The 16,105-nt window shown below is 35.7% G+C and carries 10 protein-coding genes; 8 read left to right on the top strand and 2 right to left on the bottom strand.

The window, feature by feature from the left end:
• Window positions 1–267 precede the first annotated feature (267 nt).
• The 4 genes from OM074_RS14460 (at window position 268) to OM074_RS14445 (ending at window position 4,585) form a co-directional block, all read left to right on the top strand.
• The gene (locus OM074_RS14460; RefSeq protein ID WP_301200659.1) at window positions 268–1,557 is read left to right on the top strand and encodes a hydroxymethylglutaryl-CoA reductase, degradative; all 1,290 of its coding nucleotides are present in this window, start codon (window positions 268–270) and stop codon (window positions 1,555–1,557) included.
• A gap of 9 nt (window positions 1,558–1,566) precedes the next feature.
• Window positions 1,567–2,490, top strand: a complete 924-nt coding sequence (locus tag OM074_RS14455; protein WP_301200657.1) for a GYDIA family GHMP kinase — start codon at window positions 1,567–1,569, stop codon at window positions 2,488–2,490.
• Between the two features lie 79 nt (window positions 2,491–2,569).
• Window positions 2,570–3,622 carry a diphosphomevalonate decarboxylase gene (gene mvaD / locus OM074_RS14450; RefSeq protein ID WP_301200655.1) on the top strand — a complete coding sequence of 351 codons (1,053 nt, stop codon included), beginning with the start codon at window positions 2,570–2,572 and terminating at the stop codon, window positions 3,620–3,622.
• Between the two features lie 6 nt (window positions 3,623–3,628).
• Window positions 3,629–4,585, top strand: a complete 957-nt coding sequence (locus OM074_RS14445) for a mevalonate kinase family protein (RefSeq protein WP_301200653.1) — start codon at window positions 3,629–3,631, stop codon at window positions 4,583–4,585.
• A gap of 211 nt (window positions 4,586–4,796) precedes the next feature.
• On the opposite strand, the gene OM074_RS14440 is transcribed toward OM074_RS14445, so the two are convergent.
• Window positions 4,797–7,424: a valine--tRNA ligase gene (locus OM074_RS14440; RefSeq protein WP_301200651.1), complete on the bottom strand. Its 2,628-nt coding sequence runs from the start codon at window positions 7,422–7,424 to the stop codon at window positions 4,797–4,799.
• Between the two features lie 641 nt (window positions 7,425–8,065).
• Between OM074_RS14440 and OM074_RS14435 the strand changes: the two genes are divergently transcribed.
• From OM074_RS14435 to OM074_RS14420, 4 genes are all read left to right on the top strand, one after another.
• Window positions 8,066–9,247, top strand: coding sequence for a hypothetical protein (locus OM074_RS14435; protein ID WP_301200649.1), 1,182 nt, complete (start codon window positions 8,066–8,068; stop codon window positions 9,245–9,247).
• A gap of 239 nt (window positions 9,248–9,486) precedes the next feature.
• Window positions 9,487–10,941: a YopA family protein gene (locus tag OM074_RS14430; protein ID WP_301200647.1), complete on the top strand. Its 1,455-nt coding sequence runs from the start codon at window positions 9,487–9,489 to the stop codon at window positions 10,939–10,941.
• Between the two features lie 1,006 nt (window positions 10,942–11,947).
• On the top strand, window positions 11,948–12,298 hold the full coding sequence (locus OM074_RS14425) for a type II toxin-antitoxin system RelE/ParE family toxin (RefSeq protein ID WP_301200644.1): 351 nt from the start codon (window positions 11,948–11,950) through the stop codon (window positions 12,296–12,298).
• Window positions 12,264–12,590: a helix-turn-helix domain-containing protein gene (locus OM074_RS14420; RefSeq protein ID WP_301200642.1), complete on the top strand. Its 327-nt coding sequence runs from the start codon at window positions 12,264–12,266 to the stop codon at window positions 12,588–12,590. The genes OM074_RS14425 and OM074_RS14420 overlap by 35 nt, the downstream gene beginning before the upstream one ends.
• Window positions 12,591–13,388: 798 nt before the next feature.
• Here the strand turns inward: OM074_RS14420 and OM074_RS14415 are convergent.
• Window positions 13,389–16,052: a DUF5686 and carboxypeptidase regulatory-like domain-containing protein gene (locus tag OM074_RS14415; protein WP_301200640.1), complete on the bottom strand. Its 2,664-nt coding sequence runs from the start codon at window positions 16,050–16,052 to the stop codon at window positions 13,389–13,391.
• Window positions 16,053–16,105 lie beyond the last annotated feature (53 nt).

The raw sequence follows: 16,105 nt of genomic DNA, 5'->3' as shown, positions 1-16,105 counted from the left end.
ATGCGGAAAATGCTGTTCCTGAAAAAAAGATGCTGTAGTAGCAAGTAATTAAGCTAAAGCGTAGCGTCCTAAAGGCGGAGCCGTCCTATCAGCTATCAGCTATCAGCTATTTCTAAGATTATTCATATAGATAAAAAACTTTTATCAGACAATAATGTTATATAAATAATATGAGTTTGATTGAAATTAAGAACTCAGGTTAAAAATATAAAACTACTGCAAATCAGTCATTGGATCTGATACCTGCATCTTAAAAAGTAAACAACCATGATTGCCGGATTTTCGAAGCTATCCCAACAAGAAAAAATAGATTATCTTATTAAAGAGCGTGGTTTATCACATCATGCCACTGAACTCTTAATAAACCATCATCATCCTGAATTACAGGAAACTTATAATCAATTTTCAGAAAATACCATCTCGAACTTTTACCTGCCTTTAGGTATTGCCCCAAACTTTGTTATCAACAGTAAATGGTATGACCTGCCCATGGTAACAGAAGAAAGCTCGGTTGTTGCTGCTGCTGCAAAAGCGGCAAAATTCTGGTCGGAAAGAGGTGGCTTTAAAACAAAAGTAATTTCCACCTTAAAAAAAGGTCAGCTGTTTTTTAAAGCAGACTGGTCGTTTTATGAGCTAAGCACCCTCCTGCCCCAAATTGAAGATAAACTAAAACAGTCGGTTGCGGAACTAACCACATCAATGGAAAAACGAGGTGGTGGCATTAGAGATATAGACCTGGATCAGATAGAATTAAAGACGGGTACAACCTACGCACTGGATGTATATTTTGAAACAGCAGATGCCATGGGCGCTAATTTTATCAATTCATGCCTCGAAAAAATGGGCGATTCACTGCATCATCTACTCCAAATTCATAATCCGAATAAATCGGTAGAGATAATTATGGCAATCTTGTCCAATTACACGCCGGATTGTTTGGTTGAATGCACTGTTACGTGTTCCTTAGATGAATTAAAGCCCTATGCAGCTGACTTTTCAGCAAGAGAGTTTGCCAATAGGTTTAAACATGCAGTAGATATTGCGACGCGCAACACAAGCCGTGCAGTAACGCACAACAAAGGAATCATGAACGGTATTGATGCTGTCATTATTGCCACGGGTAATGACTTTAGGGCCATAGAAGCAGGGGCTCATGCCTATGCTTCCAGAAATGGTAAATACGCTTCCTTGAGCCAGGCAGAAATAAAGGATGATATTTTTAGCTTTTCGCTTTGTTTACCATTGGCTGTTGGTACTATTGGCGGACTTACTTCCATACATCCAATGGCCAAAATAGCATTAGAAATCCTTGGCAATCCTTCGGCTAAAGACCTTATGCAAATAGCCGCCGCATCAGGACTGGCCAATAACTTTTCGGCAGTGGCTGCCCTGGTTACTTCAGGCATTCAAAAAGGGCATATGAAGATGCATCTGTCTAACATACTGCAAACACTGGGAGCTGAACAAGATGAAATTGAACAGGCTGAAAACTATTTTAAAGATAAACAGGTAAGTCATTCCCTGGTTAAAGCATTTATAAAAAGCCTGCGTAATTAAGCTGTTATTATGAGCAATACACCTCAATTTTCTTGTCGCAGCAACGGAAAACTATTGCTTTCGGGCGAATACTTTGTTTTATCGGGTGCAAAAGCTTTAGCCCTGCCATTACGTTTAGGGCAAACATTAAATGTATTCCCAACAAGTAATAATAAGATCATATGGAACGCCTATCAACCAGCAGGAGCATGGCAACGTGTACAATTTAACGATACATTTTCCATTATAGAATGTACCAACGAAGCATTTGCAAAAAGACTACGGAAAATATTAATTGCAGCTTTAAACCTATGCAAAAAGAACATTAATGAGCTGTTAAACAAAGAATTTGTAACGCATTTGGAATTCAATCCGGATTGGGGTTTTGGAAGTAGTTCCACTTTAATAAATAACCTGGCCATCTATTTTAAAATTGATGGATACAAGTTATTGTCGCAAACATTTACCGGTTCCGGTTACGATATAGCATGCGCACAATACTCCTCGCCGCTGTTTTTCCGGCTTCAGAATAATAAAGCCCATATTACAAAAACAGACTTTAATCCACCGTTTAAGAACCATATCTATTTTGTTTATTTAGGTTCAAAGAAAAACTCACAACAAGATGTGATCAAGTATAAAAACCAGGTTATTAACCCAAGGGATGCTTCTCGAATAAGTTCAATCTCTACCCTGATGGCAGTTTGCAATAAACTGTCAGAATATCAGGATTTAATAAAGGAACATGAAGAAATTGTATCAAAAATGTTAGATAAAATCCCTGTACAGCAAAAACATTTTAGCGACTTTAATGGTTCTGTTAAATCATTAGGTGCATGGGGCGGTGATTATATAATGGCGGTAAGCGACAAATCATCAGAATATGTAAATAAATATTTTAATAATAAAAAGCTGAAAACCATATTTAGCTTTAATGATTTAATTATCAGATAGCCTTGATTGGGATAATGAATAGCTATACTGTCATTTATGCAGTATTTATCATATGGTGCAAGGTGCATAGGAAGTAATTATGGATAACACACAAAAGTCGTTTCTCTCAAAATCAGGATGCGTTTGTTTTAAGTCATTTCCGAATATTGCTATTGTTAAATACTGGGGCAAAACTAATATCCAGATACCTGCTAATCCTTCAATTAGCTTTACACTTCAAAACTCTTTTACGCAAACAGCCATAGAGTATACATATGGTTCTAATTCAGGTAATATTGATTTTGAATTTTTATTTGAAGGAGAAAAACAGCTTAATTTTGAACGAAAGCTGCGGGTATTTTTTGAAAGGGTAATGGAATTTCTTCCCTGGTTAAGGTATTACTCTTTAAAAATCAACAGTTCCAATAACTTTCCTCATTCATCGGGCATAGCATCCTCAGCAAGTAGCTACAGTGCTTTGGCACTCGGATTGGCAAAAATACACCTTGAAGTTACAGGAATTGAACTTTCAAACCATAACATCTCACAATTGGCACGGCTTGGTTCTGGAAGTGCCTGCCGAAGTGCATATGGAGGATGGAACTTATGGGGAGTATCTGATTTTAAGCACAGCTCAAACCTCTATGCAATCCAAATCAACCATATCACCCATCCCCTATTTAAACATATTAATGATGCCATTTTGGTGGTAAATAATCAGCAGAAAAAAATAAGCAGTACTGTTGGACACCAGCTAATGGACTCCCATCCGTATAGAGAAGGCAGAATACAGCAAGCCAACAATAATATTTCTCAGCTTAGCGGGGCTCTATCTAACGGTGACTGGAATAAGTTTTCCGAAATATGCGAATCAGAAGCCCTAAGCCTTCATGGTTTAATGATGAGCTCTACCCCTTCCTATACACTTTTGGAGCCAAATTCTCTATCTATCATTCAAAAATTAAGGCTATTCAGAGAGCAAAACAACATATCTATTTGCTTTACGATTGATGCAGGCCCAAATATCCATGTTTTGTACCCCGATTCAGATAAGGATATAGCAGAAGAGTTTATTGAAAAGGAATTAAAAAATTATTGTACCAATAATATGGTTATCTACGATAAAATTGGTAAAGGTCCCATTGAAATATAAAACAGCATGTCATTTATAAACAAAAACAATGTTTTCTACTCAAAAATTTTACTATTTGGTGAATACTCCATTCTGTTTGATTCGAATGGATTAACCATCCCCTATGCCCACTTTAATGGTTCTTTAAACTATATAAATACTTCAGGATATACAGACCTGGATTATGCTAAAAGATCGAACAGGCAACTTTTACTATATGCAGAGTATCTAGATGGAAAATCATCAGAACTCATTGATATTAATTTGCTAAAAAAAGATATAAAAAAGGGCTTATACTTTGAATCATCAATCCCGGAAGGCTATGGACTGGGTAGTAGCGGTGCTCTTGTTGCTGCCCTTTACAAAAAATATGGCAATAATAAGATTGAGGCAAAGGCTGGTCTTTCACCCAAAGAAACCAGTGTGCTAAAAGAAACTTTTTCCATACTCGAAAGCTATTTTCATGGACAGAGCTCAGGTATTGACCCTTTAATCTGCTATTTAAAGCACCCTTTGTTCATTAAAAACCAGAACCATATATCATCTATTGGCATCTCCCGTAAAAATATCAGGCATGATGATGCCGTTTTTATGGTAAATACAAAAATGGTTGGCAAAACTGCTCCTTTGGTAGACTTATTTATGAAAAAATGCCTTAAACACGAGTATATCACAAAAATTAAAAATGAATTGATCCCCACAACCAACAACTGTATACAATCTCTGCTGGCGGGTGATTTAAATACCTTTTATAAAAACTTAAAACTGCTCTCAAAATTTCAATTAAACTATTTAAAAGAAATGATCCCCGTGGAGTTTATAAAGTATTGGGAAAAAGGCATAACAAACAATGATTATCTGCTTAAACTATGTGGTTCCGGAGGTGGTGGCTACTTATTAGGATTTACCCGGCAATTTAGTAAGGTAAAAAAGGACTTCACCGCAAAAGGCCTGGAGATTATACCGGTTTATCAGGAATTTTAATCAATAAAAAAACGCCGCATTATGCGGCGTTTCTCTATTTATATTATTATACATTAGCTCGTTAAATTTTTATAATGTGCTGATTATAAATATATTGAATATTTTATGGCAAAATTATTATCTTATTTATTTTAAGCGAATTGTAAATCAGTCTAATGTCTATTATCTAAAATCTAACGATCTATTGATTATACAGAAGGTAGTTTTTAAACTACCCTTTCATATTAGCAATACTTTCCTGTAAAGCTTTAATTTTTGCTTCAGCATCAGCCTGTTTTTGCTTTTCAATAGCCACAACCTTTTCAGGGGCATTATTCACAAAGCGCTCATTGCTTAGCTTTTTCATTACAGAATTAAGGAAACCCTGCTGGTATTTAAGATCTTCTTCCAAACGTGCAATTTCAGCCTCTACATCAACCAAATCACCCATTGGGATAAAATACTCATTAGCTTTTACCATAAACGACAACGCCCCTGCCACTTTATCTGTTACAAACTCAACTTTATCGGCATTAGCCAGCTTTGCCAATACGGCATCAAAATTCTTGTCGTAATTTCCTGTATTATCCAATATACTCAACAAGATGACATCTTTGTTAGGAATATTCTTTTGTTTACGGATATTCCTAACGCCTGCAACAGCTTCCTGCGTTAATTCAAACGAAGCCAATAGCTTTTCGTCCACTTCTGTTACTTTTGGCATGTCAGAAACCATTATGCTATCCCCTTCTTTTCTTTCTTCTAAAAGTTGCCATATCTCTTCCGAAATAAATGGCATAAACGGATGAAGCAGTCTCAATATCTTATCAAAATTCGCTATTGTAGCTTTATAGGTAACTCCATCTATTGGCTGCTGATAACCTGGCTTTACAATTTCTAAATACCATGATGAGAAATCATCCCTGAACAGTGTATATACCGACATTAATGCATCCGAAATACGGAACTTGCTGAAATGATCATCTACAGTATTAATAGTCTGGTTCAGCTTTTGAGCAAACCATTCAATGCCTTTGGCAGCGCTTTCCGGTTGCGCAATCGACTCATCTACAGTCCACCCTTTTACCAAACGGAAGGCATTCCAAATTTTATTTGAGAAGTTTCTTCCTTGTTCCGTTAAACTTTCATCAAACAACAAATCTCCACCGGCAGGCGAACAAAGCAACATACCCACACGAACACCGTCTGCACCAAATTTGGCAATCAAATCCAACGGATCGGGTGAATTGCCCAGCTGCTTACTCATTTTACGGCCTTGCTTATCGCGAACCATTCCGGTAAAGTAAACATTCTTAAACGGTAAAGCTCCTTTAAACTCATATCCGGCCATAATCATACGTGCCACCCAGAAAAAGATAATATCATGCCCGGTTACCAAATCGCTTGTTGGGTAATAGTAGTCTATTTCGTCTTTATCCGGATTAAAGCCATCAAAAACAGATATCGGCCATAACCACGAAGATGCCCATGTATCCAATACATCTTCTTCCTGTTTTAAATCTTTAGCTGTCAACTCCGGATTACCCGACTTTTCCCTGGCAAGTTTTAAGGCTTCTTCAATGCTTTTTGCCACAACAAAATCCCCGTTACCAAAATAATAAACAGGAATACGGTGCCCCCAGTACAACTGACGCGAAATACACCAGTCTTTCACGTTTTCCATCCAGTGGCGGTAAACATTTTTAAATTTTGGAGGGTGAAATTGTACCTCGTCAGTCATAACGGCATCCAAAGCAACCTTTGCCATATCGGTCATTTTCAAAAACCACTGAGTCGAAAGCTTAGGCTCAATTACAGCACCTGTTCTTTCTGAGCAACCCACCTTATTATCGTAATCCTCTAATTTTAAAAGGCTCCCTGATTTTTGTAACTCAGGAACTATTTCATCGCGAACAACAAAACGATCCTTACCCACAAACATACCTGCAGCCTCGCTTAAAGTACCATCATCATTTAAAATATCGATACTTTCTAAATTGTGGCGCATTCCTATTTCGTAGTCATTGATATCATGAGCCGGAGTAATTTTTAAACATCCGGTACCAAACTCCATATCAACATATTCATCCTCTATAATCGGAATTGAACGGTTAATCAACGGAACCAATACCCTTTTCCCTTTTAAATGCTTAAAGCGCTCATCGTTTGGATTAATACAAACTGCTGTATCACCTAAAATAGTTTCAGGACGTGTTGTTGCAATAGTTACATGTCCTTCTTCACCTTCAATTTTATATAAAAGATAATATAATTTGGAGTGAACTTCTTTGTACACTACTTCTTCATCCGAAACTGCTGTTAATGCATCAGGATCCCAGTTTACCATGCGAATCCCGCGGTAAATCAATCCTTTTTCATATAGTTTTATAAAAGTATCAATAACTGCCTCACTACGGGTTTCATCCAAAGTAAAACAGGTTCTGTCCCAATCACATGAGGCACCAAGTTTTTTCAGCTGTTCCAAAATTATACCCCCGTGCTTCTCCGTCCAGTCCCAGGCATGTTTCAAAAACTCATCCCTCGACAAATCTGCCTTATCGATACCTTCTGTTTTTAACTTGTTTACCACTTTTGCTTCAGTTGCAATTGAAGCGTGGTCGGTTCCCGGAACCCAGCAAGCATTTTTACCCATCATGCGGGCTCTTCGTATCAAAATATCCTGTATCGTATTATTCAACATATGACCCATATGCAATACTCCGGTAACATTCGGTGGCGGAATGACGACTGTATATGGCTCTCTTTCATCCGGTTCAGAATGAAAAAATTTCTGGTCCATCCAATACTTATACCACTTGTCCTCCGTTTCGGCAGGATTATACGTACTTGCTAATTCCATTTTTATATAATGATTAAAGATAAAAGCCAACCAACAAAGTATACTCAATGCATACCCCTATAAATCAACCGACTAATTACCTAGTTATATTTACAATTTTTAATTGAAGTGCAAAAATAAAAAAAATAAGAAACGTAGCCTGATTAATTCGAAAGTTATCTATTGCGAAACACAAAGTTCTTCTTTGTACCATCGATGATTGATCATTACTGATTGATCATTGTCGATTGATTTATGTACCAAAGCGATTGCAATACATGTTATAAACCATTTCAAATTGCTTGTTAAGCAATGAATTTAGCAACACTGGATACTTTATAGTTTAAAGCAATGCTATTTAAAATCATTTATTACCTTTGTTAGCCTTAAAAAACATTTAATATCAGTAACTATTACAATGTTCAATAACACCAATAATAAAGAGCACTAATGGAACTGATTGTATTAAAAAACAAGCATACCTTTTTAACTTAAATTTTAATAACCAAATATATACAAAACATATATATGTTCGTTAAATCAATTAGTTACAAAGGCAATTATCCTTGCATATAATATATATAAAGCTAATGGGTTTAGCGAAATATTGGCGGTAAGCTTAAGCCGCCTAATACAAATATTCAATATTTTAAAATAAAAAAATGAAATACATTAGTTTCTTATTTATTGCTAGTTTTTTGTTGCTCCTATCTTGTCAACAAAATTCACATAAGACAGGAAAAGTTTCAAAAAATATAACAAAAGAAATAGAGTCAAGTTCTAATAATGTAAATGACTCCATTTTAAAGAATATTAAAAGTGACACATTAATAAATAAGCCCTCTAATATCGAAACACATACGATTAAATATCCAATAAATGATTACATATTACATACTTACTATCCGTATAGCAATTTTAGATCTATAAATAGATATCTTTCGATTCCCTATATAGTACAGAATGAAAAAGAATATTACTATTTTGATCAGTACCCAACTGAATTAATAGTAAGTTTAATACCAACTAAAATAGACACTCTTGAAGTGATTTCTGGAACTGGAAACGATGTTAATTGTTTGGATATATTAAAAATCCAAGATAAAAATGAGATTGAACTCTTTTACAGCCTAAGTATTAATGATAAAATAATAGCCCAAAAAGGAAAATTGGATACAATTTTAACAAAAAGAGGGCTTTCATCTCAGAACTTGAGGGATTCTATGTATATTAAAACAACTTTGCCAAATTGGACACAGGATGTTCAACTTTCTAATTGTCTAAATTCATTTTATTATTTACCTACAGACTCCACGCTCCAAAAATATCAAAATATAGAAGGTATAAAGAAGCAATTGCTTAAAAAAGAGAAATTAACAAACTATTCATTAGAGACGCTTCGTATTTTGTATAACAATTACTTGAATACCAAAGATGTAATAAGAATAAATAACTTATTAATAAATGACAATGGGGGATACTTTCATAGTGGGGGATTTGATAAGGATATAGAAGAGGATGTATTATTATTAATTGATAGCCTGAATATTATTTACATATCAGAAGAAAATGAAGTATTTAAAGTAGAGTGGTTGAGTAATTATTCAACTGTTTTAGGTGGCTCTGGAATTCTTGACGATAACTATGTATCAATTCTTGACAACCATTACGTAATTGATGATTGGGCAACAGGAACTACCACACGTTTGTTTCATCCCGATATGATTGATAATGATTATTTAGTAGTTTATGAACTAAAATTGAAACATATTGATACATATATTCAATCATCAGCAGACATAATAACTTATAAGAAACCAGTTAAGAAAGAGTTTACACAATAACAGATTCAGAAAAAAGAAGTGCTAATTGAGGATTTTCAAAGTTAGAATACGAAGCAGAAATTCCTATTTTTTGCAAAATAGAAACCAGAAATCCTGTTGAATAGCCAACCGCCAACACACTAGTATAAACATATGGCGTTAGTGAATTCTGGAAAGTCAAGCAGGGCAATCAAACACCGCTAAATCTTTGATTTGGATTTAGAAAAAACAAGATAAAATCAAATAAAAGATTTGGCTCAGTGGAGTTTTGGGAAGTTTGGTTGGTTAAATCGCCATACGCTTCATCTAGTCAACCGTTGGCGGCAAGCAAAATACATACTGTAAGAATTGATTATAATATGAATGAGAAAATATCCGAAATATTTAAGAATACTCCAGATATTATTAAGACGAGTTATGTAATGGAACACCCAAATGAACCAATACTTATTCATGAAGGTGATTTTACGTTAAATCAAAAAGAACGGAGTTTAACATTAACAGGAAGAGTTTATTTTGACTGGTTTCCTCAGCAGGATATTAAATTCGAAGGGGTAATAATTAATTCCACAGACAGTATAATCAATGCATTTGATAGCAATGAATCTTATGACTTACTTATAAGTGGTTTAAGTTTTGGTAAAGCTTTATTGCAAAACATTTCTATTGGGCAGAATCCAAATATTTCAGGCTCGCTTCATTCTGAATCTGTCTTAGGAGATAAAACCATTTCTGTTACAAAAGTAAATTTTGCAATTCCAAACCTCAAAGATTTTCTCGGTAGTTCCGTCAAATCAGAAAATAAAGAAGGTAGTGTTCAATTGAGTAAAAGCCGTTTAGTATTTGAAAATGAAGATTATTTAATAATTATTGATAAATCTCTAACATTTAAAAAACTAAATGAAGAGTTGGCTCATAAAGGAGGTTACGCAATTTTATATGCAGGTGAATTAACAAAAAAGAATGGGAGCATTTCTCATGATGAATTACAAGAATTAATTCATTGCTTCTCAGTTTTTCTTACATTTTTAAACGGCAGAAGATGCGCTCCATTGTTTCTGCAAGGAATTCATGAAAATGATGTGCTCTGGACGGACTTTACAAGTTATAATGTTGACCAATATAAAAGTATAGTTTCATGGAGTCCAAAACTTTCAATTGGAGGCTTCAATGAACTTTGGCAAGTATTTAGTCAACTTTGGAAAGACCCAATTGATAAGGATTTTTTAATCTCAGCAGTTCATTGGTATGTCGAATCCAATAATAATTCTGGATACATAGAAGGCTCGATTATTATGTCTCAAGTGGCTTTGGAATTAATATATAACTGGTTAGTTATAGAAAAAAAGAAGTTGTTAATTGGCAAGGACGGGGAGAATATATCTGCATCAAATAAAATACGATTGTTACTATCTCAGGTTAATTGCAAAACAGCGGTACCTGAAGCTTTACAGACATTTGTAAACGATAATAGAGAAATAGTTGATGGAATTGAAGCGTTTGTTCAAATTAGAAATGCAATTATTCACTCTCAAGAGGAAAAGAGGAAAAAACTAACTAGTATTAACAATACCATAAAGTATGAAGCTCAACAATTGTCCTTGCATTATATTGAATATTCGATTTTATCTATCTTGAAATATAAGGGCAAATACTATAATCGCTGTTCTGGCAAACTATGGTCAGGAGAAGGAGAAGAGAAAATTAGATATTAACCCAAATGAGAAATGCCAGCCGCCAATCGTAGACTGCCGATAGGCCAATAGCCTTACGGCGGACCATTCACACCACGACTTTTTATTCATAAAAACTACGTACGGGTCTTCCCGATAATATCGGGACAGGCAGTATACGGCGGTTCCCTACACCATGGGAAATAAAGTATTACCAGAAGTTGTTAATGAAGAATGCATTTGCTTGTAAATTTCGGCAAGTGGAATGTACCCTCTTTTCTGTAGGCGTTCTACTGTGATAGTAGTACCCAATATAGGACTCTGAGCTATTGCCCATCCACCCATTACTCATAATAAGTTGATTATTTTTTGCATTCGTGATTTCGTTCCTCAATTCGGCTTCTACTCCAGGCGTAAGCCATACCATTATCGACGCCTAGCCTAATCAGGTTCTTCCTCTTTCTTTCTGGTTTCTTCTCCCGATTTAGAAATACTAGGATTTTGTCAAGCAAAATCTAGTTATTCTTTATCGGGACCATATACTGTATCTAAGACGGTTGCCCTGTCTGCTCGTGCAACAGGCAGGCTTCACTGCTACCGTCACCGGTAACCACTACGTTTTTGCAGTAGCAAAAAGCGTCACTTGCTAATGGTTCGAAGCGTTACCTCCGCCCGTGACGGGACTTCCTGCCTGACGTCAGACAGGGCACCCTCTGGATAAAAAGTGACCCACAACCCATTGTTTCTTGAAGATTAGTTGTATTTTTAAACTTTTTCAAGAACTTTGGGTGTGGGTGTACTGCTGCTCATGCAGGGCACACACAATGTGTATAGTGCATAAGGGTTTCAGAGGTTTTCGAGCGGTGTCAACCGCTTCAGTTTTGGGTGGTAACTTGATAGGTTTGAAGCCCGCAAACCCTTACGACACCATACACTCAACGTTAGCCCCTATACATTTGCATATCGTACAATAGAATATTAATTCAAACAAATTTTCTACTATCAGTTAATGTTTGGTTTTGTGTAACTTTAAAGTTACCTTTGCTGTATGAATAGAGTAAGAGAAGTAATTGCATATAAGGACTATTTTGAGGACTTCTTGAAACGACAAACAGTTAAAGTTCAAGACAAGATATTCAAAGTCATTGAAATAATTGAGACCTATGAAAGGATACCAATACAGTACCTTAAAGCAATTGCGGGAACTGATGGACTCTACGAAGCACGAATAAAGTTAGCTTCGGATATTTGGAGAGTCTTTTGTTTTTTTGATAAAGGAAAATTGGTGATTTTATTAAATGGATTTCAAAAGAAAACACAGAAAACACCAAAGAAAGAAATTGAAAAAGCAAAAAAGCTAATGAATGAGTATTTTGAAGAAAAAAGAAAGGGCAAATAACATGAAAACGAAAAGTTGGTCAGAAATTAAAGACAATGTATACGGTAAAAAAGGAACAGAAAGACGAGACGAACTAGAACGTGATTTTGAAGCCTTTAAAATTGGACTTTTATTGCGTCAAGCAAGAGAAGAAAAACATTTAACGCAGACAGAACTTGCAGAACGGGTAGGCAAAAAAAGAACATATATCTCTCGTGTAGAAAATAATAGCAGCAACTTGACTTTAAAGACTCTATATGACATTGTAGAAAAAGGATTAGGTGGAAAGGTGAAGATTCAAATAGAACTCTAGAAATAAGAAGTACAGGGGCTAATCGAGTAGACTGCCGATAGGCCAATAGCCTATCGGAGAGCCTCTCACACCACGACTTTTTATTCATAAAAAGTACGTACGGGTCTTCCCGAAAATATTGGAACAGACAGTATACGGCGGTTCTTTACTTCATGGGGAAAAGACTGTTGGTTTTATGAAAAAGTTTACCGGTCATTTGGTTATCCAAAGAGAATAAGCTGATATACCCATGCTTTTCCTATCTTTATCGTTTAGTGCTAAATTACATTGAATAGAACTATAAAAAAATAACAGTAATTTTACTGTAACTTTTTTAGGTCGTAATATATTGACAATTAGCGGTTAGTAATTTCGGAGTGTTTTGGTTTTGATTTTTTTATACCCCCATAATGGCTTAGGATTCCACTTTTTACCAAAAACGACTATTTTGAATTCCAATTTTGGTGTTTTTTGTACTTTTTGTGTGTTTTCTTCGCTCTGTCTTCGCATTTCTACACATATTCTTCGCATTTCTTCGCACTTTCTTCGCATAACCTATGCATTGGCATGCACTTTCAATGCATCAGCTTCGGGTTTGCTATGGCCCATCTATGGTTCACGTTCGCCCTTTAACACAGGTGCAACACAGACTCATCGCTGGTTTATTGCCATAAGGGTGCGAAGAACCTGCATTAATCCTGTGATAAAATTGTGGGAAATTGCGAGCTTGTATCACAGGTGAATAAAAGAAGAGTAGGAAAAGGGTGCTTGAATATGCATTTAAAATTCCTTGCTTCTACTTATATTCTAAAGTAGATACTAATCCAAATTCAAACTAACCTTAAACCCCACTTCCTCAAATTCAAATTCATGAAATCCGGCAAAAACGCCAACGTTCATCATCATGAAAATCTGGGAAATTCCGTATCCTATTTCATTGTAATTCCTGAAATCAGGCCGGGTCAGATGGTGTAGATAAACATTTTCAGTCCATAGCTTATCTTGTAAAAAAGGAAGGTTTTTAACCAGTAAATATGGAGTAGAATAACATAGGTGCCCTTCAACAAACCATCGATTTGTGCTGTGTCGGTAATCATCCAAAAGATTGTAGTTTTGTTTCCAATCCTTTAAAGAAACCGGTATTTCGCTTGTATTAAAATGCGTATAGTTTGAAAAATGCATGGCTGAATTGTCAAAATAATATCCGGCTTTTACATTATAGTTCAAACCATACATAAAATTCCATTCCAAATCCTGATCCACACCAAATTCAAGCATCTGATACTTCGAAGAGGAATTCAACACCCCTTGTATCCCCTGTTTATATTTTAAGGTTAATGTGGGATAATCAGAATAAATCATTCTCTTTTTCCCACCATCTACCCTGTAATAATAATTTGGTGTATACCTCAGGGTTGATTCAATATAAAAACTCTTTCTGCCATTTAGCGCATCAGGATTGGACAGCCCTTCAATATCGTTATTATCGTAATAATTTCTCTTTGGATAGGCGAATGCATAATTTGAGGAATTTTCGAGTTTGTCTATGTTCTGATATTTTCCATTTATATCGAAAACCAATCCATTGGCCAGGTCTGTTTTTATGCCCATTTGAAAGTAATTATCCTGATAGAGCCTCATGTAATTCTCCTTAAACAGAAGTGAAGACACGGTATTGGCAAAATTGGATATTCCTGTTTCTGTGTTAAAATCCTGGCTCCACTGACCGGCATTTAAGTAAAAGGCGGTATGTTTTATGTGCTCATAATTAAAAACTGAGCCAAGCTTCCAGTTAAATTTGTTACGCCCTAACGAATATTTCAATTCGGGATACAGATTTAAGCGGCTCTCGCATTTATTGGGCAAATAATACCTGATATTGAAGCGTTGCAACAACTGCCAACCGTCAACGGCATTAAACCCAATAGAATTCAGGTTGATTAATCCATAATGCCGGAGCGTGATTATACCTGATGAATCCCTCAATGTATATTTCTTCCCTCCTAAAACACCCCCAACAATCCTGGCCTTGTTTGATTTTTCCTTTTTCACTTCCACACTGTCCTTATCCATTCCTGCCAAAGCCAGGGTAAGCGAATCCTGAATCCCAAAACTCTGTACTTCTTTTTTACTAAGAGGTATAGGCCTGATTTTATTCCAATCAATACTGTCGGCATCAATGGTATCCCTGATAATTTTGTAAGTACTATCCAGCGATTCCAGTTTTAACCCCCTCGCCTTCTGCTCCAGACTTTGGTTTTCTTTTTCCATCAAACGCGAAAGTTTCAACATCTCCCGGTTGCTCAAGTCTTCCTTTTTAAGCAACGATTCTATTTTTTGCTGGTTTTTATTTAAAACACCTGTATCAGCTGATTTTTCAACCTCTTGCTCCTCTTCTTCCGGAAATATTTCGGCGTAAGCATTTTTTAAGGAAGTAGGCACCGGCAATTCATGATCCAGGTTTACTTCTTCGTATTTAACCGATCCACCATAATTGGCAGTTACGTTAAAACCAAAGGTTTGTACATCCACATCAAATTGGTGGCTGACCGGTAACCAGGCTTTTCCTTTTACTTCTTCCTGCACCTGACGCACCCTTACCTTTCCAAAAAACTGTTCGTTTACCAAATCAACCGAATGTAAATTCCATAACTGATCTACTATGTAGATATAGCCATCAAAGAGTTGTTGATTTTTTCTTTTAGGGGTTACTTTTATCTTGTTGATATAATACTCCCCCTGCTGAAAAAAACCTTCGTATCGGTACTTATAAAAAGAAAATGCTTTTCGCGACAAAGGCGAAATTGCCAGGTCACTATCAGAATCGTAAAAGCTGTAATTAAGATACCCCAACACTTCATCTTCACTATTGTTTGGGATAGTTGACCGCTTGGAAATTTGATGGTGTACAAAACGGTTGGGTGAATTGAATGTTATTTCATTAATCGACTCGGTTAAATAGGTGTTTCCCTGAACAATACCTTCTTCCTTTAATTGTTTACGGAATAGCCGGGGTACTTTATTCATATCAAAACCGCCTTTTAAATACACATTAGCCTTATAATGCTTTACTTGTCGCAAAAAATACGGAGCCAAACTAATTGCCTTACGCATAATACCATAGGCGGGATCTTCTTTGCCTGAATACACCCTTACCTCTTTAATTTGGTAATCCTGTTGTTTTAGGGTAATATTTTTAACAACATCAGCCTCATTTATTGAAATTATTTCAATTACCCTTGCAAAACCAAGAGCCTGAAATGAAACTTTATATGTGCCCGGAGTCAGGGAAAGGCTATACTCCCCATCTAGATTTGTTGTAGTTCCGGTAGTTAATTCCTTAATATAAATTGATGCAAAAGGAATGGTTTCTCCCTTGGCTGAAGACACAACACCCGTAAGAACTTGCGCATTGAATGCAGGAACAACCAATACTATTATAACGATTATACTATAAAGTTTTCTTTTGAAATCAGGTTCCATGAAAATTTAAGAATACAATTAATAATTCTATTGTAAAACTAATATAAACACTA

The sequence above is a fragment of the Plebeiibacterium marinum genome (assembly GCF_026013615.1).
Lineage (GTDB): Bacteria > Bacteroidota > Bacteroidia > Bacteroidales > Marinilabiliaceae > Saccharicrinis > Saccharicrinis marinus_A.
The sequence above is the reverse complement of the archived record's forward strand: the minus strand, read 5'-3'. Positions and strand labels throughout refer to the sequence as shown.